Origin of the sequence: Jiangella mangrovi (assembly GCF_014204975.1) — a bacterium.
GTDB classification, from domain to species: domain Bacteria; phylum Actinomycetota; class Actinomycetes; order Jiangellales; family Jiangellaceae; genus Jiangella; species Jiangella mangrovi.
Window position 1 is genome coordinate 407,101 of record NZ_JACHMM010000001.1, and the last position, 19,663, is coordinate 426,763.

13 protein-coding genes and 1 tRNA gene are annotated in these 19,663 nt (G+C 73.0%); 11 read left to right on the top strand and 3 right to left on the bottom strand.

Annotated features, from left to right (window positions below; genetic code table 11):
* The first annotated feature begins 1 nt into the window (after position 1).
* The 6 genes from HD601_RS01840 to HD601_RS01865 all read left to right on the top strand — a co-directional run bounded on the left by HD601_RS01840 (position 2) and on the right by HD601_RS01865 (position 9,981).
* On the top strand, positions 2 to 2,707 hold the full coding sequence (locus tag HD601_RS01840; RefSeq protein WP_184818784.1) for a sigma-70 family RNA polymerase sigma factor: 2,706 nt from the start codon (positions 2 to 4) through the stop codon (positions 2,705 to 2,707).
* 645 nt (positions 2,708 to 3,352) lie between these two features.
* The gene (locus tag HD601_RS01845; RefSeq protein ID WP_184818786.1) at positions 3,353 to 3,610 is read left to right on the top strand and encodes a WhiB family transcriptional regulator; all 258 of its coding nucleotides are present in this window, start codon (positions 3,353 to 3,355) and stop codon (positions 3,608 to 3,610) included.
* 231 nt (positions 3,611 to 3,841) lie between these two features.
* Positions 3,842 to 5,989 carry an MMPL family transporter gene (locus HD601_RS01850; RefSeq protein ID WP_184818788.1) on the top strand — a complete coding sequence of 716 codons (2,148 nt, stop codon included), beginning with the start codon at positions 3,842 to 3,844 and terminating at the stop codon, positions 5,987 to 5,989.
* A 90-nt stretch (positions 5,990 to 6,079) separates the two neighbouring features.
* Positions 6,080 to 8,188 carry a hypothetical protein gene (locus tag HD601_RS01855; RefSeq protein ID WP_184818791.1) on the top strand — a complete coding sequence of 703 codons (2,109 nt, stop codon included), beginning with the start codon at positions 6,080 to 6,082 and terminating at the stop codon, positions 8,186 to 8,188.
* Between the two features lie 124 nt (positions 8,189 to 8,312).
* Complete coding sequence (locus tag HD601_RS01860) at positions 8,313 to 8,711, top strand: hypothetical protein (RefSeq protein WP_184818793.1); 399 nt, start codon at positions 8,313 to 8,315, stop codon at positions 8,709 to 8,711.
* Between the two features lie 76 nt (positions 8,712 to 8,787).
* Positions 8,788 to 9,981 carry an MFS transporter gene (locus tag HD601_RS01865; protein ID WP_184818795.1) on the top strand — a complete coding sequence of 398 codons (1,194 nt, stop codon included), beginning with the start codon at positions 8,788 to 8,790 and terminating at the stop codon, positions 9,979 to 9,981.
* A gap of 28 nt (positions 9,982 to 10,009) precedes the next feature.
* Here HD601_RS01865 and HD601_RS01870 read toward each other — a convergent pair whose 3' ends face one another.
* Positions 10,010 to 10,921 (bottom strand): LysR substrate-binding domain-containing protein, encoded by a 912-nt coding sequence (locus HD601_RS01870; protein WP_184818797.1) that lies wholly within the window; start codon positions 10,919 to 10,921, stop codon positions 10,010 to 10,012.
* Positions 10,922 to 11,013: 92 nt separating this feature from the next.
* On the opposite strand from HD601_RS01870, the gene HD601_RS01875 reads away from it, so the two are divergent.
* Together HD601_RS01875 and HD601_RS01880 are read left to right on the top strand one after the other, a co-directional pair.
* Positions 11,014 to 14,466, top strand: a complete 3,453-nt coding sequence (locus HD601_RS01875) for a bifunctional proline dehydrogenase/L-glutamate gamma-semialdehyde dehydrogenase (RefSeq protein WP_184818799.1) — start codon at positions 11,014 to 11,016, stop codon at positions 14,464 to 14,466.
* Positions 14,463 to 16,007 (top strand): SagB/ThcOx family dehydrogenase, encoded by a 1,545-nt coding sequence (locus tag HD601_RS01880; protein ID WP_184818801.1) that lies wholly within the window; start codon positions 14,463 to 14,465, stop codon positions 16,005 to 16,007. Before HD601_RS01875 ends, HD601_RS01880 begins: the two co-directional genes overlap by 4 nt.
* 155 nt (positions 16,008 to 16,162) lie before the next feature.
* Here HD601_RS01880 and HD601_RS01885 read toward each other — a convergent pair whose 3' ends face one another.
* Positions 16,163 to 17,530 (bottom strand): aspartate aminotransferase family protein, encoded by a 1,368-nt coding sequence (locus HD601_RS01885; RefSeq protein WP_184818803.1) that lies wholly within the window; start codon positions 17,528 to 17,530, stop codon positions 16,163 to 16,165.
* 41 nt (positions 17,531 to 17,571) lie between these two features.
* On the opposite strand from HD601_RS01885, the gene HD601_RS01890 reads away from it, so the two are divergent.
* Positions 17,572 to 18,306, top strand: coding sequence for a helix-turn-helix domain-containing protein (locus tag HD601_RS01890; RefSeq protein ID WP_184818805.1), 735 nt, complete (start codon positions 17,572 to 17,574; stop codon positions 18,304 to 18,306).
* Between the two features lie 67 nt (positions 18,307 to 18,373).
* On the top strand, positions 18,374 to 18,916 hold the full coding sequence (locus tag HD601_RS01895; RefSeq protein ID WP_184818807.1) for a dihydrofolate reductase family protein: 543 nt from the start codon (positions 18,374 to 18,376) through the stop codon (positions 18,914 to 18,916).
* Between the two features lie 66 nt (positions 18,917 to 18,982).
* Here the strand turns inward: HD601_RS01895 and HD601_RS01900 are convergent.
* Positions 18,983 to 19,059 (bottom strand) — tRNA-Met (locus tag HD601_RS01900).
* 81 nt (positions 19,060 to 19,140) lie between these two features.
* Between HD601_RS01900 and HD601_RS01905 the strand changes: the two genes are divergently transcribed.
* Positions 19,141 to 19,662, top strand: a complete 522-nt coding sequence (locus tag HD601_RS01905) for a GNAT family N-acetyltransferase (protein ID WP_184818809.1) — start codon at positions 19,141 to 19,143, stop codon at positions 19,660 to 19,662.
* The last annotated feature ends 1 nt before the right edge of the window (position 19,663 follow it).

Below are 19,663 nucleotides of genomic sequence, written 5' to 3' on the forward strand. Positions count from 1 at the left end.
GGTGACGATTCCAGCAGACGCCGCCAGCGACGAACAGCTCATCGCGCGCACGCGCGAAGGCGACATGGGCGCCTACGACGAGCTGTACCGTCGCCATGTCGACGACGCCTCCAAGGTCGCCCGCATCGTCACCAACAACAGCGACGAGGCGCAGGACGTCGTCTCCGAGGCGTTCACCCGGGTGCTCACCCGGCTGCGCGAGGGCGGCGGTCCCGACCTCGAGTTCGCGCCCTACCTCAAGACGGTGGTGCGCCGCCTCGCCATCGACCGGCACCGCGGCTCGCAACGCGACGGCTCGCAGACCGACCCGTCCATCCTCGACATCCTGCCGACGGCCGACGACGCCATGGCCCGGTCCACCGACCGCCAGCTGGTCCGGCACGCGTTCGAGACGCTGCCCGAGCGGTGGCAGCAGGTGCTCTGGCACACCGAGATCGAGGGCCGCTCGCCGGCATCGCTGGCGCCCGCCCTGGGCAGCTCGGCGAACGCCGTCGCCGCCCTCGCCTACCGTGCTCGCGAGGGCCTGCGGCAGGCCTACCTCGCCGTCAACCTCTCCGCCGAGGTCCAGCCCGAGTGCCGCCCGTACGCGCCGAAGATCGCGTCGTACGTCCGCGGCACGCTGTCGGCGCACGACACGCGCGAGATGAGCGCCCACCTCGCCACTTGCGGGCACTGCCGCGAGCGGCGCGACGAGCTGCTGCTGCTCGTGTCGGACATGCGCGGCATCCTTTGGCCCGCTCTGCTGCTCCCGGCCTCCGGGGTCGCCGCCGGTGCGGTGGCGGCCGCCGGCGCGGGAGCCGCCGCCGGCGGTGGTGTGCTGGCGTTCCTCAACCCGGCCAGCTGGGGCAAGCAGGCCCGGCAGTTCGCGGCCGCCGGTGGCGCTGCCGCCGCGGCCGCGGCCATCGCCGTCGCAGCCTGGGCCCTGACCAGTGGCGACGACCCCGCCGACCCTCCCGCCGCCGCGCCCATCGTCAGCACCGAGCCCGAGCCACCGGCCGAGAACCCGCCGGCCGAGCCGCCCGCCGAGAACCCGCCCGCGCAGCCCCCGGCCGAAGAGCCCGAGGACCCGCCCGCGCAGCCGCCGGCCGACGAGCCCGTCGCCGACGACCCGCCGGAGCAGGAAGAGCCCGACACCGACGAGCCGCCGGCCGAACAGCCCGACGTCGAGCCGTCGCAGCCGTCCGAGACGCCGAGCTCCGAGCCCACGGTCGAGCCGACGCCCGACCCCACCCAGCCGCCGGTCGAGCAGGCTCCGGTCATCGACCAGCAGCCGCCGGCCAACCCCGTCGTCGTGGCGGGCGAGTCCATCACGCTGACGGTCGCGGTGTCGGGCAACCCGCCGCCGGACCTGCAGTGGCAGTACGCCGACCCGCCCGCGGGCTCCTCCGGCGGCGACGACGGCGAGCCGGTCGCGGTGACCGCCGCGAACTCCGGACCGAGGTTCTGGGTCACCCCGACCACCAGCGGCACGCCGTACCGCTACTCCGACCCGGTGCCGGGCGAGTCCACCGACGGCACCGCCGACGAGATCATCGAGCCCGCGCCGACGGCGGACGAGACCCCCGCCGACGAGCTCCCGGCCGAGGAGGACTGGGTCGACCTCGCCGGCGAGACCAGCGAGTCGCTGGTCATCACCGAGCCGACGGCCGACCTCGACGGCCGGGCCTACCGCGTCAAGGCCACCAACCCGCTCGGCACCATCACCACCGAGCCCGCGGTCATCTCGGTGCAGTACTCGCCGACCGTCGAGACCCACCCGCAGAGCGTCACCGTCGAAGAGGGCGGCACCGCGGTCTTCGAGGCCACGGCCGTCGCCAACCCCGACGCCATGACCATCACCTGGCAGGTCCGCGCGCCCGGCGGCGAGTGGGACGCGCCCGACACCGCCATCGCCACCACGCGGCAAGAGGGCGTCACGTCGACGCTCGAGCTCACCGGCGTCGGGTCCGAGCGCGACGGCTACCAGTACCGCGCCGTGTTCACCAACGACGTCGGCGAGGCCGCGACCGAGCCGGCCACGCTGACGGTGCACTGGGAGCCCGAGGTCACCGAGCAGCCCGAGTCGGCCGAGGTCGGGCCCGGCGCCGACGTCGAGTTCACCGCCAGCGCCTCCGCCAACCCCGAGGGCACCTGGGCCTGGGAGTCCGCGACGTCGTCCGACGGCCCGTGGACACCGGTCCCCGACGCCACCGGCTCCGGTTCCGACGCCGTGCTCACGCTGACCGGTGTCGCACTCGAGGACGACGGCACCCGCTACCGCGCCGTCTTCACCAACGAGCTCGGGTCGGTCACCACCGACGCCGCGACGCTCGAGGTGGTGCGGGCCGGCCGGTTCGAGGTCGACCTCGGCGACCACGGCACCCGCTGCCTCGTGGTCGACGGCCAGGGCATCCCGCGCGCCGGCGACTGCGCCGACGCCCCCAGCCGCGGCTGGGAGGTCCCCGACGACGGCACCATCGTCTGGCGGGCCACGGGCCAGTGCCTCGACGGCGTGCACCCCATCGACGCCGTCGTGCTTGCCGCCTGCGACGACAGCAACAGCCAGCAGTGGAACCTCGACCCCGAGACGTCGTCCAGCCAGTTGGTCAAGAGCGTGAAGTACCACGGCTTCGTCCTCGACATCGAGCAGGTGGCCGCTGACGGCCGGCTGATCCTCTTCCCGGTCCACCAGGGGGTCAACCAGCAGTTCCGCTACATCCAGCCGTAGGGCGTGTCTGACGGATCGTCCGCAGGCAGTCATCGGCCGCCGCTGTTGGTGCCCCGGTTCTCGTGTCATGGAGAAGGGCAACTCGATCAGCACCTTTCCATGATCGTCAAGGATTGGTGGGGTGATGACCCCACCAATCCTTGATGATCAAAGGCGGCCGGTCGCGGAATCGACAATCCGCCTGGCAGTCCCTGGCGTGTCGAGGCCCGATGGTGCACGCCTCGGCCACGTCGGTGTGAGATCCCAGCATGATCGGTGTAGCGCTGCTGTCGCTGTGGCAACAGTTTCCGCACCCCACACGGGGCAGTGATCTCGCACCGTTGCGATGCCGTCAGCGCCCGAAGGGCGGGCAGACGCACTCCTGCGACGGTCGCGCCGCCGAAGATCCACCAGACACGGCCGGGCCGCGTTCGGGCTGCGTTCCGGGCCGGATGTGCCGGACTGCGGCGGTCTGATTTCCGCCCCTCTGAACGCCTTCGGACTGCCCTTTCGACCGGTTCGTCCGCGGCCCAGAAATTCTTCGAGAAATTCTTCGTCAGGCGCGTCATAGCCGCGCCCTTCCACTGTCTTGTCGATCAAAGGGACCTGATCACCCGACACGACGGCGAAGGGGGAACTGGCCGCATGACCGCGTTGGCCGATCACATGAACACGCACGCAGAGGACTGGTTCGAGCTGCGGGACGCGTGGCGGGCGTACGCCGCCTGCCGGGGCATGGACACCGATCTCTTCTATCCCGAGGGTCGCGGCAGCACCCTGCGGGCCAGGGAACAGATCGCCAAGAACATCTGCTCGTCCTGCCCGGTCGCGCAGCAGTGCCGGGAGGCCTCCACGGCCCTTCCGGAGCGGTACGGCATCTGGGGCGGGCTGACCGAGGCCGAGCGGGGCTGGTCGCGCCGCTGACGGCCGGCCTCCCCCGCCCCGCCACCCCACCGGCACGCCCAACTCGGAACACCACCCGCACGACGCCTGGAAATGGCCGAAGTCACACTCTTCGTGGCGCCACGGATATTGTGACCCGCACCACATCCCTTCTCCTCGATCTTCCGGCCCGCCGCATTCCGCGGACCCGGCGGAAAGGCCGTGTCAGCCGAGTGTCAGGCGGATGTCAGACCAGCCATCGATACTGGTCGCATGTTTGCTTCGCTGGGCCGTTATGTCGCCCGTCACCCGTGGCAGATCATCGTCGCGTGGGTCGTGCTGGCGGTCGCCGTGATCCTCACCGCACCCGCCCTCACGTCCACCACCGACGAGGCCGAGTTCCTGCCTGACCACTACGAGTCCATCCAGGCCGCCGAGCTGCAGGCCGACGCGTTCCCCGACCGTACCGACATGGCCGCCATCATGGTCTTCGACCGCGAGGACGGCACAGCGCTGACCGACGACGACGTCGCCACCGTCGAGCAGATCTCCGGCGAGCTGGGCGAGCTGGGCCTGCCCGAGTTCGGCCCCATCGTGGCGAGCCCGCCGTCGGAGAACCGGCTGGTGCAGACGGCGGTCATCAGCCTGGCGCAGGACGCCAACCCGTTCGGCGAAGAGCTGATGGACAGCGTCCGCGACCTGCGCGAAGAAGCGAAGCCGCTGCTCGACGGCACCGACCTGCGCATGGGCGTCACCGGCGGCGCGGCGCAGGGCCTGGACTCCCAGGAGGCGGCCGCGAACGCCGAGGCGATCGTCGGCATCGTGACGATCCTGCTGATCCTCGGCCTGCTGTTCATCATCTTCCGCAGCCCGATCATCGCCTTCATGCCGATCATCGTCGTGGGCGTCATCTCGCAGGTGGCGACCGGACTCATCGCGTTCGCCAACGAGGCGTTCGACCTGCAGGCCGACTCGTCGATCACGGTCATCCTCATCGTGGTGCTCTACGGCATTGGCACCGACTACATCCTGTTCTTCCTGTTCCGCTACCGCGAGGCGCTGCGGCAGGGCCTCGACAGCAAGACCGCCGTGGCGCACAGCATCGAGCGGGCCGGCGAGGCGATCGCGTCGGCCGGCGGCGCGGTCATCGTCGCGTTCATGGCGCTGGTCCTGTCGACGCTGGGCATCTTCCGCTCCATCGGCCCGGCGCTGGCCATCGCGGTCGCGGTGACGGTGCTCGCGGCGCTCACGCTCGTCCCGGCCATCGTGTCGCTGCTGGGCACGAAGGTGTTCTGGCCCTCCAAGGCGTGGAAGAACGAGCCGAAGGCGGCCCGGTTCGGGGCCATGGGCGACGCGCTGGGCCGGCACCCGGTCCGGTTCGCCCTCGTGTCGGGCCTGGTGCTGGCCGCGCTCGCGGTGTTCGCGTTCGGGTTCCGGCCGACGTTCGACCTCTCCGACACCGGCGTGCCCGCCACGGCGGAGTCGTCGTTGGCGCTCGAGACGCTGCAGAAGGGCCTGCCGCCGGGTGCCACCGACCCGACGTCGGTGCTCCTGCACAGCACCGACGGCAGCCGGCTCGACGACGCCGCCCTCGCCGACTTCGGCACCGCGCTCGGCGGAGCCCCCGGCGTCGCGCAGGTCGCCACCCCGCCGGCGGTGTCCGAGGACGGCACCACGGCCGCGTTCAGCGTGGTCCTCGACTCCGACCCCACCTCGGACGCGTCGATGGACAACGTCGCCGGGCCCCTCCGCGACACCGCTCACGACGCCGCACCCGACGGCACAGAAGCGCTGGTCGGCGGCACCACGTCGGTCTTCGTCGACCTGCAGGACGCCATGAACCGCGACTACTCCGTCGTGTTCCCGGTGGCCGCGCTGATCATCATGGTCATCCTGGCCGTGCTGCTGCGCAGCCTGGTCGCGCCCTGGTACCTCATGGCGTCGGTGGGCCTGGGCTTCGGCGCGACGCTGGGCGCGTCGGTGCTGCTGTTCCAGACGATCCAGGGCGACGACGGGCTGATCTTCATGCTGCCCATCTACATCTACCTGTTCGTCGTGGCGCTGGGCACCGACTACAACATCCTCATGGTGGCCCGGTTGCGCGAAGAGTCGCGCAACGGCCTCGAGCCGCGCGACGCCGCGGCCATGGCGGTCCGGCACGCCGGCCCCACGGTCGCCGCGGCCGGGCTCATCCTGGCCGGCACGTTCGCCTCGCTCATGCTGGGCGGCAACGCGCTGCTGGTCTCCATGGGCTTCGCCATCTCGTTCGGCATCTTCGTCGCGGCGTTCGTCATGGCGATGTTCTTCACGCCGGCGCTGACGGCGCTCATCGGGCACGCGGCCTGGTGGCCCGGTCACGGCGACCGGCGCGACGAGCCGGCGCCGCCGAGTGCGGACCAGCTGGTCAGGTCCGCCGACTGATCTCGCCCCCGGCCCCGGCCCCGGATGCAACCCGCGTCCGGGGCCGGTCCGTGTAGAGATCGACAGAACTCGTCTCTCCGGGAGCACTCGATGCGGCCGATCCGGCTCACCGCCACCGTTCTCACCGCCGCGGCGCTGGTCGCCACGGCCTCTGCGGCCGGCGCGGCCGACACCTCACCGGACGGCGCATCCGCGGGGCCGCCCGGCGACACGGCCGCGCCGGCCGCAGCGGAACGGACGGTCACGCTGCTCACCGGGGACCGGGTCGTCGTCCGGTCCGGGCTCGACGGTGTGGAGCGGGTCACCGTCGAGCCCGCCGACGGCCGCGACGGCGTCGCGTACACCCAACGACGCACCGACGACGGCGGCCTCCGCGTGATCCCGGCCGACGCCCTCGACGACGTCGCCGAGGGCCGCCTCGACGCGCGGCTGTTCGACGTCACCGCGCTGCTCGAGCAGGGCTATGACGACGCCTCCGAGGCCGAGCTGCCGCCGCTCGACGAGCCCGCGGAGCCGGAGGCCGCCACCGACGCCGAGGCGGCCGACACGTTCGACCTCACGCTCGAGGCGATCGACCGGGATGGGCAACCGACCCACGTGGTCGTCGACCTCGGCGACCTGGGCGCCGGGACGGTCCACGACATCCTCGTCTCCGATGAGGAGCCCGAGACCGTGCACCTTCCCGCCGGCATGTACGACCTCACCACCACCATCTTCACGCCGGACCCCGCCGACCCACGGCTCGGCAGCCTGGCCCTCATCGCCCTGCCCGAGCTGGTCCTCGACGGCGACCTGACCCTCACCCTGGACGCCCACGACGCCGAACCCGTGCAGGCGACCGTGGACAGCCCCACCGCCGACCCCAACCAGCGCGCCGCGGGCGTCGACGCCTACCGGCACGGCGCCGGCGTCGGGACCACCTTCGACGACTTCGAGCTGTACGTCACGCCGACGCCAGAGGTCACCGCCTACCCGTACCTGTTCACCTACACGTCGTCGCTGGCAGAACCACTGCCGGCGGACGGCTCTCCGGCCCGCGGCTACTTCCTGTACCTCCCGTACGAGGGCTACATCCCGGAGCCGGTCTTCGAGGTCCACGACGAGGACCTCGCGCAGGTCGGCTCGACCCTGCACCACACCAGTGAACGGCCCGACCCACGCACGAACCTGTACGCGGACGGCTTCGGGACGGCCGTGAACACCGGCACGAGCCTGGGTCTGGTCGTCCCCTCCCCCGGCGAGCGCGTCGACCTGTACTCGACCGAGGGCATCAGCTGGCGGACACGCGTCGAAGGCCTCGAGTTCCGCGAGTCCGACACCTACGGCGACCGCTACCACACGTACGAGGCCGGGCAGCAGTACGAACGGGACTGGAACGCCGCACCCCTGGGCCCGGTCGCACGGCCGGATTACGAGGCGCACCTCGATGCCATCAGAGCCGGGATCCAGCCGTTCGCACCCTCCGCGCTCGGGCACGACCTCGATGGACTGGCCGTGTCCGGGATGGAGTCGACCACGTCACTGAGCAAGGACGGCGTCATCGTCGGCACCAACTCCGACCACGGCGGCGGCACGTTCGCGGTCGAGCCGGACGACGCGGACTGGGAGCTGACCACCAGCGTCACCCGCGACGGGACCCTCGCGACGCAGGTGGACGCTCGCTGGTCGACGAGCGGCGCGGCCAACGAGAACGGTCTTCTGCCCTTCGTCTCGCTGCGGATCAGCGGCGACGTCGATCTGCAGAACCGGGCGCCGGCCGGCGAGCCGTTCCCCGTCCGGCTCGCCCTCGAACACGCGGACGGCACGCTGCCGGAGCCCGCGGCCTCCACCCTCGAGGTCTCTTACGACGACGGCGGCACCTGGCAGCAGGTGCCGGTCGACCTGACCGGCGGCGAGGCGACCGCGACCGTTCCCGCTCCGCCCGCCGGCGCGCAGTTCGCCTCGCTGCGGGCGAGCGCCGAAACCGCCGAGGGCGCCGCCGTCGAGCAGACGGTGATCCGCGCCTACCTGATTGGCGAGCCGGCCACACCGACCGCCAGCCCGACGCCGTCGGCCCCCGGTGAACCCATCGACGACCCCACGCTGCCCAACACCGGCGCGGGGTCCGGCGGCGGCTCCGGCATCCTCGTGGCCCTCGGCGTGGCCCTGGTGGCCGGCGCGGCGCTGGCGTTCCGCCTGCGTCGCGGCGTCGTCGCCTGACCCAGCTCGCTCCGCCGGGCCGGGAGGGGCGGGCCCGGCGGAGCGATGACGTGGACGAAACGGACAGAGAGGAAAATCCGCAGGTCAGTAGCGCTACGTCGATCTTTGCGTCACAGTACGAAGCATGAAGTGGGCCTTCCGTTTGGTGCTCGCCGCCGCGGCGCACGGCGTCCTGTTCATGGTCGCCGCCCTGCTGTTCGACAAGTTCAGCCTGTCCTTCACCGGCTGGCTGATCGGCACGCTCCTGTTCACCCTGTTCACCATGCTGCTGCGCGGGATCATGGCGTCGCTGGCGCGCAAGTACGCCTCCAGCGCGACGTTCCTCGGCGGGCTGGCGCTCACCTGGGTCGGCTTGCTGCTGACCGACCTGTTCACGCCGCGCGAGGACTTCGACCTCGAGGGCGTGGGCACCTGGATCTCCGTCACGCTCATCGTGTGGGTCGGCACCGTGCTTTACGATCAGGTCGACGACCGCCTCATCGACGCCGTCCACGCCCGGTCGAAGGGCCGCCCCGCGGGCTGACATCAGCAAATCGGTCCGGTATTGCAGCGCCGAATTGGCACTCACTACCGGACCGATTCCTTTCTAGCGTCGTGGCATGACCACCGCCACGCTCGCCGCCGCTCCCGCTCCCGTCGTCTCCGTCGCACTGCAGGCGCCGCTCGTCACCCGCGCGCTGCTGCTCCGGTTCATCACCATCGTCGGCTCGTCGCTGGGCTTCTACCTGCCGCTGTCCGTCGTCCCGCAGGTCGCCGGGTCGGCCGGCCATGCGGGCCTGGCCACCGGCACGCTGCTGGCCGCGTCGATCGCCGGCGAGGTCGCCACCCCGCGACTGGTCGCCCGCTTCGGCTACCGGTTCGCGCTGACCGCCGGCCTGCTGCTGCTCGGCGCGCCGACGCTGGTGCTGCTGGCCTCGTCGGAGATGGCCGTCATCGTCGCCGTGAACCTCGTGCGCGGCCTCGGGTTCGGCGTCACGATCGTCGCGGGCGGCGCGCTGACGGCGGCCCTGCTGCCCGAGCGGCGCCGCGGCGAGGGCCTGGCGCTGGTCGGCGTCGTCGGCGGCCTGTCGTCGCTGGTCGCGCTGCCGTTCGGCGTCTGGGCGGCCGGCCAGTGGGGCCACGACACGGTCTTCGTCATCACCGCCGTCGCCACCCTGATGAGCCTCGTCGCCGTGCCCGGGCTCCCCGGCCGGACGGCGCGCGACACGAGCGGCCCGACCGGTTCGCACGGGGACCACGGCGTCCTCGCCGGGCTGCGCGACCCCGGGCTGGTCCGTCCCGCCGCCGTCTTCGCGGCGTCGACGGTCGCGATCGGCGTCCTGGTGACGTTCCTGCCGCTGGCGACGACGTCTCCCTCCGTCGCGGCGGTGGCGCTCCTGGTCCAGCCGGCGACGGGGACCGCCGCCCGCTGGGTGGCCGGGAGGCTCGGCGACCGGCACGGCCAGGCGCGGCTGCTGGTCCCCGGGCTGCTGCTGGCCGCGGCCGGGCTGCTCGGGATCAGCGCGACCGGCGTGCCTGCCGCCGTCGTCGCCGGGGCCGCGCTGTTCGGCGCCGGGTTCGGGGTGCTGCAGAACGCCACGCTCGCGCTCATGTACAGCCGCGTGCGGCCCGAGGCCTTCGGCACTGTCAGCGCCATCTGGAACGCCGCCTACGACGTCGGCATGGCGGTCGGCGCGGCCGGCGCCGGGATCGTCGCCGCGGGCGCCGGCTACCCCGTCGTGTTCGTCCTGACCGCCGCGGTGCTGCTGCCCGCGCTGCTGCCGGCCCGCCGCGAGCTCCGGCGCCGGGCCTGACCCGCCCGGATGGTTCCGGCAGGCACGGTCAGGACGGGCGGCGGCCGAGCCCGTTCTCGACGGCGGCGGCGAGCGCCTCGCGGCAGGCCAGGATCGACGGGCGCTGCGCCAAGGACCGCCGGGCCGCGGTGAACACCGTCCGGTGCGGGACGCCGTCGAGGTCGATCAGCCGCACCGACGGCGGCCGCCGCGCCCACATGAGGTCGGGGATCAGGGCGACGGCGTTGCCGGTCTCGATCAGCTCGATCTGCGCCGTCAGGTCGGCGGTCTCGAACCGGACGTCGGGCTCGAACCCGGCCTGCCGGCAGGCCTGCTCGGCGAAGTGCCGCGAGGCCGCCCCGTGCGGCTCGACCACCCAGGGCAGGCCGGCGGTGTCGCCCAGCGCGGTGATGTGCGCCCAGGCCGGGCCCGGCGGGACGGCCAGCCTGATGGCGTCGCGGGTGAGCCCGACGCGGTCCAGCTCCGGGTGCCACGGCGCGGCGTGGTTCGGGTACTGCTCGGCGACCACGAGGTCGAAGTCGCGGGCGAAGGTCTCCATGAGCGCGGTCTCGGGCTCGCGCTGCGTCATGGTGACCCGCAGCCGCGGATGCCGCTCGGCGAGGGTGTGCAGCAGGTCGGGCATGAGCGCCAGCGCGGCGGACTGGAAGACGGCGATGCGGACCGTGCCGGTGGCCTCCTGCAGCGACGCCCGCAGGTCCGACTCCGCCTCCTCGAGCCGCTGCAGGACGGCGGCGGTGTGCTCGACCAGGATCTCGGCCTGCGGGGTGAGCTGCAGCCGCCGCCCGACCTTGCGCAGCAGCGGCACGCCGGCCTCCTTCTCGAGCAGCGTGAGCTGCTGCGACACCGACGACGGGCTCTGGTGCAGGGCCGCGGCGACGTCGGCGATGGTGCCCCGCACGGCGAGCTCGCGGAGCAGCCGGAGCCTGCGGACGTCGAGCATGACGACCTCCCACCAACATGTCAGCAAATCTGACGGGTACCCGTCAGAAAACATCGCTTTACCTTACGTCAATAGGTGACCACACTGTGGACATGGCACTGACCTGGAACGAGACCGACCCGCGCGCCGACGGCGTCAACGACCTGCTGGCGCTGTCCGACGAGGTCGTCGCGACCGTGCGCCGCTGGCTCGACGAGTCGGCGAAGGTGCCCTCCAACGCCGCCGCGCAGCGCCTCTCCCAGGTCCTCGCCGATCCCAGCGGACTGCCGTTCGCCGTCGGCTTCGTCGACGGCGTCGTCCGGCCCGAGGACAACCGCGTCGCCGCGCTGGCGTTGCGCGAGCTCGCCGCCGACGTGCCGCCGTTCCTCCCCGCCCACCTGCGCCTGGCGCTGAAGACCGGTGCGCTGGCCGGCCGCGTCGCGCCGGGGCTGGTCGTGCCGGTCGCCCGCCGGGCGCTGCGCGGCATGGTCGGGCACCTCGTCGTCGACGCCCGTCCGGCCAAGCTGGGCAAGGCCATCGCCCGCATCCGCGGCACCGGCGCGCGGCTCAACGTGAACCTGCTGGGCGAGGCCGTGCTCGGCGAGCGCGAGGCCGCCCGCCGGCTGCAGGGCACCTATCGGCTCCTGGACCGCGACGACGTCGACTACGTGTCGGTGAAGGTGTCGTCGACGGTGGCGCCGCACTCGGCGTGGGCGTTCGACGACACCGTCGCGCACGTCGTCGAGGCGCTGACGCCGCTGTACCGGCGGGCCGCGGCGTCGTCGACGTTCGTCAACCTCGACATGGAGGAGTACCGCGACCTCGAGCTCACGACGGCGGTCTTCACCCGGCTGCTCGACCAGGACGAGTTCGTGGGTCTCGAGGCGGGCATCGTCCTGCAGGCCTACCTGCCCGACACGCTGGCGTCGATGATCCGGCTGCAGGAGTGGGCGGCCGCGCGCCGCGCCCGCGGCGGCGCTCCGGTCAAGGTGCGCGTGGTCAAGGGCGCCAACCTGCCCATGGAGCGGGTCGAGGCGTCGCTGCGCGGCTGGCCGCTGGCCACGTGGGGCAGCAAGCAGGAGACCGACACCAACTACAAGCGGCTGCTCGACTACGCGCTGCGGCCCGAGCGCATCGGCAACGTGCACATCGGCGTCGCCGGGCACAACCTGTTCGATCTCGCGTTCGCCTGGCTGCTGGCCGGGCGGCGCGGCGTGCGCGACGGCGTCGAGGTCGAGATGCTGCTCGGCATGGCGCAGGGGCAGGCCGACGTGGTGCGCCGCGAGGTCGGCCGGGTGCGCCTCTACACGCCGGTGGTCCACCCGCGCGAGTTCGACGTCGCCATCGCCTACCTCGTCCGCCGGCTCGAGGAGGGCGCGAGCGAGGAGAACTTCCTGTCCGCACTGGCCGGGCTGCACGACCGCGAGGACCTGTTCCTGCGCGAGCGCGACCGCTTCCTCGCCTCGCTCGCCGCGCTGGACCGGCGGGTCCCGCTCCCGCACCGCACGCAGGACCGCCGGCTGCCCGTCGCCGGCACCGCACAGACGGCGTTCGCGAACGTCCCCGACACCGACCCCGCGGTGCCCGGCAACATCGCCTGGAGCCGCGACATCCTGGCCCGGGCGGCCGCCAGCACGGCCGGTGCGGCGACGTCCGACGCGGCCCTGGTGACGACGGCGGACGACCTCGACGCCGTCCTCGGGTCGGCGACGGAGGCCGGCCGCGGCTGGGGCGCGCTGCCCGGCACCGAGCGGGCCGGGCTGCTGCGCCGGGCCGCCGTCGAGCTGGAACGGCACCGGGCCGAGCTGGTCGAGGTCATGGCGGCCGAGGCCGGCAAGACCGTCGACCAGGGCGACCCCGAGGTCTCCGAGGCCATCGACTTCGCGAACTACTACGCGAGCCTGGCCGAGGAGCTGGATCGGGTCGACGGCGCCGTGCGGCGGCCGGTGCCACTGACGGTCGTGACGCCGCCCTGGAACTTCCCCGTCGCCATCCCTGCCGGGTCCGTGCTCGCCGCGCTGGCCGCCGGGTCCGCCGTCGTGCTCAAGCCGGCCTCGCAGGCCGTCCGCTGCGGCGCCGTGCTGGCCGAGGCGCTGTGGGCGGCCGGCATCCCGCGCGACGTGCTGCGCCTGGTCCGGGTCGGCGAGCACGAGCTGGGCAGCCGGCTGGTGTCCGACCCGCGCGTCGGCCGGCTCATCCTCACCGGCGCCTACGAGACCGCCGAGCTGTTCCGCTCGTTCCGCACCGACCTCCCGCTGCTGGCCGAGACCAGCGGCAAGAACGCCGTCGTGGTCACCCCCAGCGCCGACATCGACCTCGCCGTCCGCGACGTCGTCCACTCCGCGTTCGGCCACGCCGGGCAGAAGTGCTCGGCGGCGTCGCTGGTGATCCTCGTCGGCTCCGTCGCGCGGTCACGGCGGTTCCGCGACCAGCTGGTCGACGCCGTCGCGTCGCTGAAGGTCGGGCCGCCGACCGACCCGACGTCACAGGTCGGCCCGCTGATCGGCCCGGCCGAGGGCAAGCTGCTGAAGGCCCTCACGACGCTGGACCCGGGCGAGTCGTGGGTGGTGCGGCCGCAGCGGCTCGACGAGGCGGGGCAGCTCTGGTCCCCCGGCGTCAAGGTCGGAGTGGCCGACGGCTCGGAGTACCACCTGACGGAGTACTTCGGCCCCGTGCTCGGCATCATGACCGCCGCGACGCTCGACGAGGCGATCACCATGCAGAACCGGGTCGCCTACGGCCTCACCGCCGGCCTGCACACGCGCGACGCGAGCGAGCTGGCGACCTGGCTGGACCGCGTCCAGGCCGGCAACCTCTACGTCAACCGCGGCACCACCGGCGCCATCGTCCGGCGGCAGCCGTTCGGCGGCTGGAAGCGCTCCGCCGTCGGCGCCGGGACGAAGGCGGGCGGGCCGAACTATCTGGTCGGGCTGACCGACTGGGCACCGTCCGCGTCGACGGCGTCCGCCGCGGGAGCGCTCGCCGCCGGGCCGGCCGCGCTGCTCGCCGCCGCCCACGGGGCCGGGCTGGCCGGCACCGACGCGCTGGAGCGGGCGCTGCGCAGCGACGCCGCCGCCTGGGCGTCCGAGTTCGGCGTCGCCCGCGACGTGTCCCAGCTGAGCGCCGAGCGCAACGTGCTGCGCTACCTGCCGCATGCGGTCACCGTCCGGCACGAGTCCGGAGCCCCGGTCGCGGACCTGCTGCGCGTGGTCGCGGCCGGGGTGCTGGCGGGCGCGCCGGTCACGGTGACGGCGGCCGGCGAGCTGCCTGCCGTCGTGGTCTCGGCGATGACGGCGCTGGGCGTGCCGGTGACCACCGAGGCCGCGGCCGACTGGCACCGGCGGGCGGCCGGCCTGGCCGGCGCCCGGGTCCGGCTGGTCGGCGGCGACGCGGCGTCGCTGTACGAGGCCGTCGGCGGGCGTCCCGACCTCGCCGTCTACGCCCAGCCGGTCACCGAGGCCGGCCGGGTCGAGCTGCTGCCGTTCCTGCACGAGCAGGCGGTCAGCATCACGGCGCACCGCTTCGGCACCCCCGACGCGCTGGCCACCTCTACGCTCGCTGGATGACGCGGCGCAACGACGACATCCGGGCCGCCCTCGAGTTCCACGCGGCGACGAGGTACTGGCGGGTCGAGGGCGACGGCGACGCCCGCATCGCCATGGGCACGCCGCCGGACCTGGAGCCGGCGATCTGGGAGGAGGACCGGTCGCTCGAGCCGTACCCGTTCAAGGTGTACGAGACGCTCGAGCCGATCGGCCTGCCGCGCTCGTTCGCGCCGTCGTCTGTACCGGCGCTGCTCGCGCTGTCGGCTCCTGGTTCTGACGGCGCCGGGCTGCCGGACCGCGCTCTGCTGGCCCGCATCGGACTGCTCAGCAACGGGCTGCTGGACCGCACGGTCACCGTCCGCGACACCGTCATCACCTACCGGACCGCCGGAGGCACCGGCGCCCGCTACCACCTGGAGCTCTACTTCGTCTGCGCCGACCTGCCGGACCTGCCCGCCGGGGTGTACCAGTACTCGGCGCTGGACCACAGCCTGCGGCAGGTGCGGGCGGGCGACGTCCGCGCCGCGCTGGGTGTCGAGGCCCCGGTCGTCATGGCGGTGACCAGCACGTTCTGGCGCAACGCCTGGCGTTACAAGGCGCGCGCGTACCGGCACGCGCTCTGGGACGCGGGCACGTCGCTGTCGCAGGCGCTGGCGGTGGCCGCGTCGGGCGGGGTGCCCGCGTCGCTCGTGCTTGGGTTCGCCGACGGCGCCGTCAACGACGTGCTGGGGGTCGACGGCGTCCGCGAAGCCGCCGTCGCACTGTGCGCGCTCGGCCGCGGCGGCCCGCCCGCCCCGGAGGTCGCGAAGCCGGCGCCGGTGGACCTGCCCGTGCGGCCCGTCTCGCCACGCGAGGTGGAGTTCCCCGCGATCGGCGCGATGCACGGGGCGTCGTCATTGGCCACGGCCGACGAGGTCGCGGCCTGGCGCTCGGCGGGTCCCGCCGCGGAGCCGAAGCCGACGCCGTCGGGACCCCTGGTGCCCCTGGACCCGCTGCCCGACGACGCCGTCCCGCCGGAGCCCGTCGAGGACGTCATCCCGCGCCGCCGCTCGACCCGGCGCTACGACACCGCGGCCGAGCTCTCGTTCCGCGACTTCTCCACGCTGCTGGACCGGTCGTCGCGCGCCTTCGCGGCAGACGCCCTGCCGCCGCTGGACTGCTACCTCATCGTGCACGCGGTCGAGGGCCTCACGCCCGGCGTCTACCTGCACCACCCTTCGTCGGGCGCGGTCGAGCTGCTGCGGGCGGGCGACTTCCGCGCCGACTCCGCGCGGATCGCCGTCGGCCAGTCCTACTGCGCCGAGGCGCACGTCAACGCGTACTGGCTGGCCGACCTGCGACCGTTGCTGGAGCGCTACGGCAACCGTGGCTACCGCGCGGCGCAGCTGGTCAGCGCGCTGCGGGCCGGGAAGCTGCACCTGGGTGCGCACACCCTGGGGCTGGGCGCGTGCGGCTCGACCTCCGCCGACGACGAGGTCGTGGAGTTCTTCTCGCCGCACGCGACCGGCAAGTCCTACCTGTTCGTCACCGTCTTCGGGGTTCGACGCCCTGCGCGGCGTTAGCCGAGGAGACCCCGAGCACGCCGTGCCGTGTCGAGGTCCTGGTCTGGCGTCACGTCCTGGTCCCACGTCACGCCTGCGCGCCCGTTTCGGCCGCTTCGCGTGACCCCGGACCAGCACGTGACACCAGACCAGGACCAACGCAACCGCGCGACACCTCACCCAGTCGCGAACTTCTTCCCCGCGTCGGTGAGGACGTCATGCAGACCGTCGACGATGTCGTCGAGCAGGGCGGTGTCGCTGACCAGCGGCGGCGCGATCTGCAGGACGGCGTCGCCGCGGTCGTCGGCGCGGGCGATGAGGCCGGCCTCGAGCAGCCGCCCGGGCAGGAAGCCGCGCAGCAGTGCGTCGCGCTCGGCCTGGTCGAAGGTGGTGTTGGCGTCGTCCTTCACAAGCTCGACCGCCCAGAAGAAGCCGGCGCCGCGCACGTCGCCGACGATCGGCAGCGAGAGCAGCTCGCGCATCCGCGCCTCGAGGTGACCGGAGAGCGAGCGGACGTTCTCCAGGATGCCGTCGCGCTCGAAAATCTCCATGTTGCGCAGCGCGATGGCCGCGCTGACCGGGTGACCACCGAAGGTGACCCCGTGCCGGAGCACTCTGCCGCCGTCGACCATGGGCTGGACGACGCGCTCGGCGGCCACCACGGCGCCCATGGGCGCGTAGGCCGACGTGATGCCCTTGGCCAGGCTCACGAGGTCGGGGGCGACGCCCTCGCGCGCGACGCCGAACCACTCACCGAGCCGCCCGCAGCCGGTGATGACCTCGTCGGCCATGAGCAGGATGCCGTAGCGGTCGGCGAGCTCGCGCAGGCCGCGCCAGTACCCGGGTGGCGCGGTCAGGCAGCCGCCGGCGTTCTGCACCGGCTCGGCGATGATCAGCGCCACCTCGTCGGGCCCGGCCGCGATGATGGCGGCCTCGAGCTCGGCCAGCAGGCGGGTGCGGAAGGCGTCGGGGTCGTCGCCGTCGGGCGCCCGGAACGCGTTGGTCGTCGACACGTGCGTGACGTCGATGGGCGGCGTCCCGAACGGCTCCTTGAACCGGTCGACGCCGGTGAACGCCAGCGCGCCGAGCGTGACGCCGTGGTAGGCGATGTCGCGGGCGATGGCCTTCGTCCGCTGCGGCTGGCCGATGGCGACGTAGTGCTCGCGGACCAGCTTCCAGGCCGCCTCGACCGACTCCGAGCCGCCGTTGGTGAAGAACGCGTGCGTCAGCCCCGGTGGCGCGAGGCCGGTCAGCCGCTCGGCCAGCTCGATGGCCGGCGGATGCGCCGTCGCCCAGTTCGTGTTGAACGGCAGCCGCGTCAGCTGCGCGCTGGCCGCCTCGGCCATCTCGGCGCCGTAGGAGTAGCCGAGCTGGGCGCAGAACAGGCTGGACAGCGCGTCGATGTACCGCCGCCCGCGGGTGTCGAACACATAGGGCCCCTCGCCCCGGTCCAGCACCAGCAGGTCGTCGAGACGCTGCTTGGAGAAATGGAGTAACAGGTGGTCCGCCGCGGACCGCTGCAGCTCCTCATGAGTCAGGGTCATGTCGCCTCACCGCCTTCGTGCTCAGTGTGGACCATGCCCCGATGGCTACGATGCGGTGGGCACCCGACACGAAGTGGGAGCGCATGAGTCTGACCATGCAGACCGTCGCCGGGCCTGCCGGGCAGGTGGCCCGCATCTGGACCGCCCGGTGCGAGCGCCCGGCCGACTTCAGCTCGATCGCGTCGTTCACCCCGGGCATCGGGTTCGCGCGGATCGGCGGCACCACGATCGCGAACATCCGCGGACCGGCGACGCGGGCGACGACGCTGTCGTGCCCGGAGGGCGCGGAGTACTTCGGCGTCGACTTCCGCGTGGGCGCCTACCTGCCGATGATTCCGTTCGCGCCGCTGATGAACCTCCATCAGGCCGCCCTGCCGACGCTCACCGGCGGACGGATACTGATCGACGGGCGGGCGTGGGAGCTGCCGACGCCGCAGAACCTGGACGTCTTCGTCGCCCGCCTCGAACGTTCCGGGCTGCTGGTCTTCGACCCGCTGGTCGAGGAGCTGCGGCATGACGGCGGCGCCGTGCGGTCCGTGGCCGAGCGGACAGCGCAGAGCCGCTTCCTCCGCGCCGTCGGCTTGTCGCGGCGCGCGCTGCGGCTGATCGAACGGACCCGCGACGCGGCCCGGCTGCTTCGGGCGGGGACGGCGATCGCCGACGTCGTCGCCGCGACCGGCTTCTACGACCAGCCGCAGCTGACCCGGGCGGTACGGCGCCTCATCGGGCATACGCCGGCCGAGCTGCGGCGGGGCGGCGTCTTCCTGGACCTGTGACCTGCGGCTCGACGACCTGCGGTTCGGTACAAGACGGGTGCCGGACGGCCTGCCTAGATTCCGGGCCATGAGAAAGCTGATCGAATCGACGTATCTCTCCCTCGACGGCATGGTGTCCGGTGAGGCGTTCTGGGCCGCGCAGGCCCGGTTCCAGGACGACCGGCACGTCGCCTACAACACGCGGCTGCTCGAGTCCGCCGACGCCCTCGTCCTCGGCCGCGCGACGTTCGACGTCTTCGCGGCGACCTGGCCCGGGCACACAGGCGTCCTGGCCGACCTCATGAACCCGCTGCCGAAGTACGTGGCCTCGCGCACGCTGACCGACCCCGGCTGGAACGGGCAGGTCCTGCCGGGTGACGACGCCGTGGCGGCCGTCGCCGAGCTCAAGCAGTCCGGCGACGGGACGCTGATGAAGTACGGCACCGGCCCGTTCAGCCGCGCCCTGCTGGAGGGCGGGCAGCTCGACGAGCTGCACCTGTGGATGTTCCCGTTCATCGCCGGGTCCGGCGACACCGTGCTGCCGGGGATCGCGACGACGTTCCTCGACCTGGCGGAGGTGACCGAGGTCGGCAACGGCGCCGTCGTGCTGACCTACACCCCGAAGCGGTGAGGGAACGCCGACGACGAGCCCGACATGCACGAAGGCCCGGCAGCCAATGACTGCCGGGCCTTCTTCTGGTAGCGGGGGCAGGATTTGAACCTGCGGCCTCTGGGTTATGAGCCCAGCGAGCTACCGAGCTGCTCCACCCCGCGTCGCGTGAGTTCAGCTTACGCGATCTGTACCGCCGCGCCAAATCGCGCGGAACGGCGCGTCACACGTCCAGAATATGCGACATGACGGACTTCGAGGTGCGCCCCGCACGCCCGGCCGACCATCCCGCCGTCGCCGCGTTGACGGTGACGGCGTACGACGTCGACGGGTTCCTCGACGGCGACGAGGAGTACGCCGAGGAGCTCTCCGACATCGCCGGCCGGTCGTCGGAGGCGACCCTACTCGTCGCCGCCGACCCCGACGGAACGGTGCTGGGCGCCGTCACGTACTGCCGGCCCCCGAGCCCGTACGTCGAGGTCGCCCGGCCGGGTGAGTCGGAGTTCCGCATGCTCGCCGTCGACCCCGCCGCGCGCGGGCGCGGGGTGGGCGCGGCGCTGGTGCGGGCCGTCCTCGACCTCGCCCGCGAGCACCGCGACCACGCCGTCGTGCTGTCGTCGCTGCCGCGCATGCACAGCGCGCACCGGCTGTACGAGCGGCTGGGGTTCCACCGGGTGCCGGAGCGGGACCACATGCCGATCCCCGACTTCCTCCTGGTCACGTACTACCGCGCCGTCGAGGAAGCCGGGGATCGAGCCGCCGACTAGG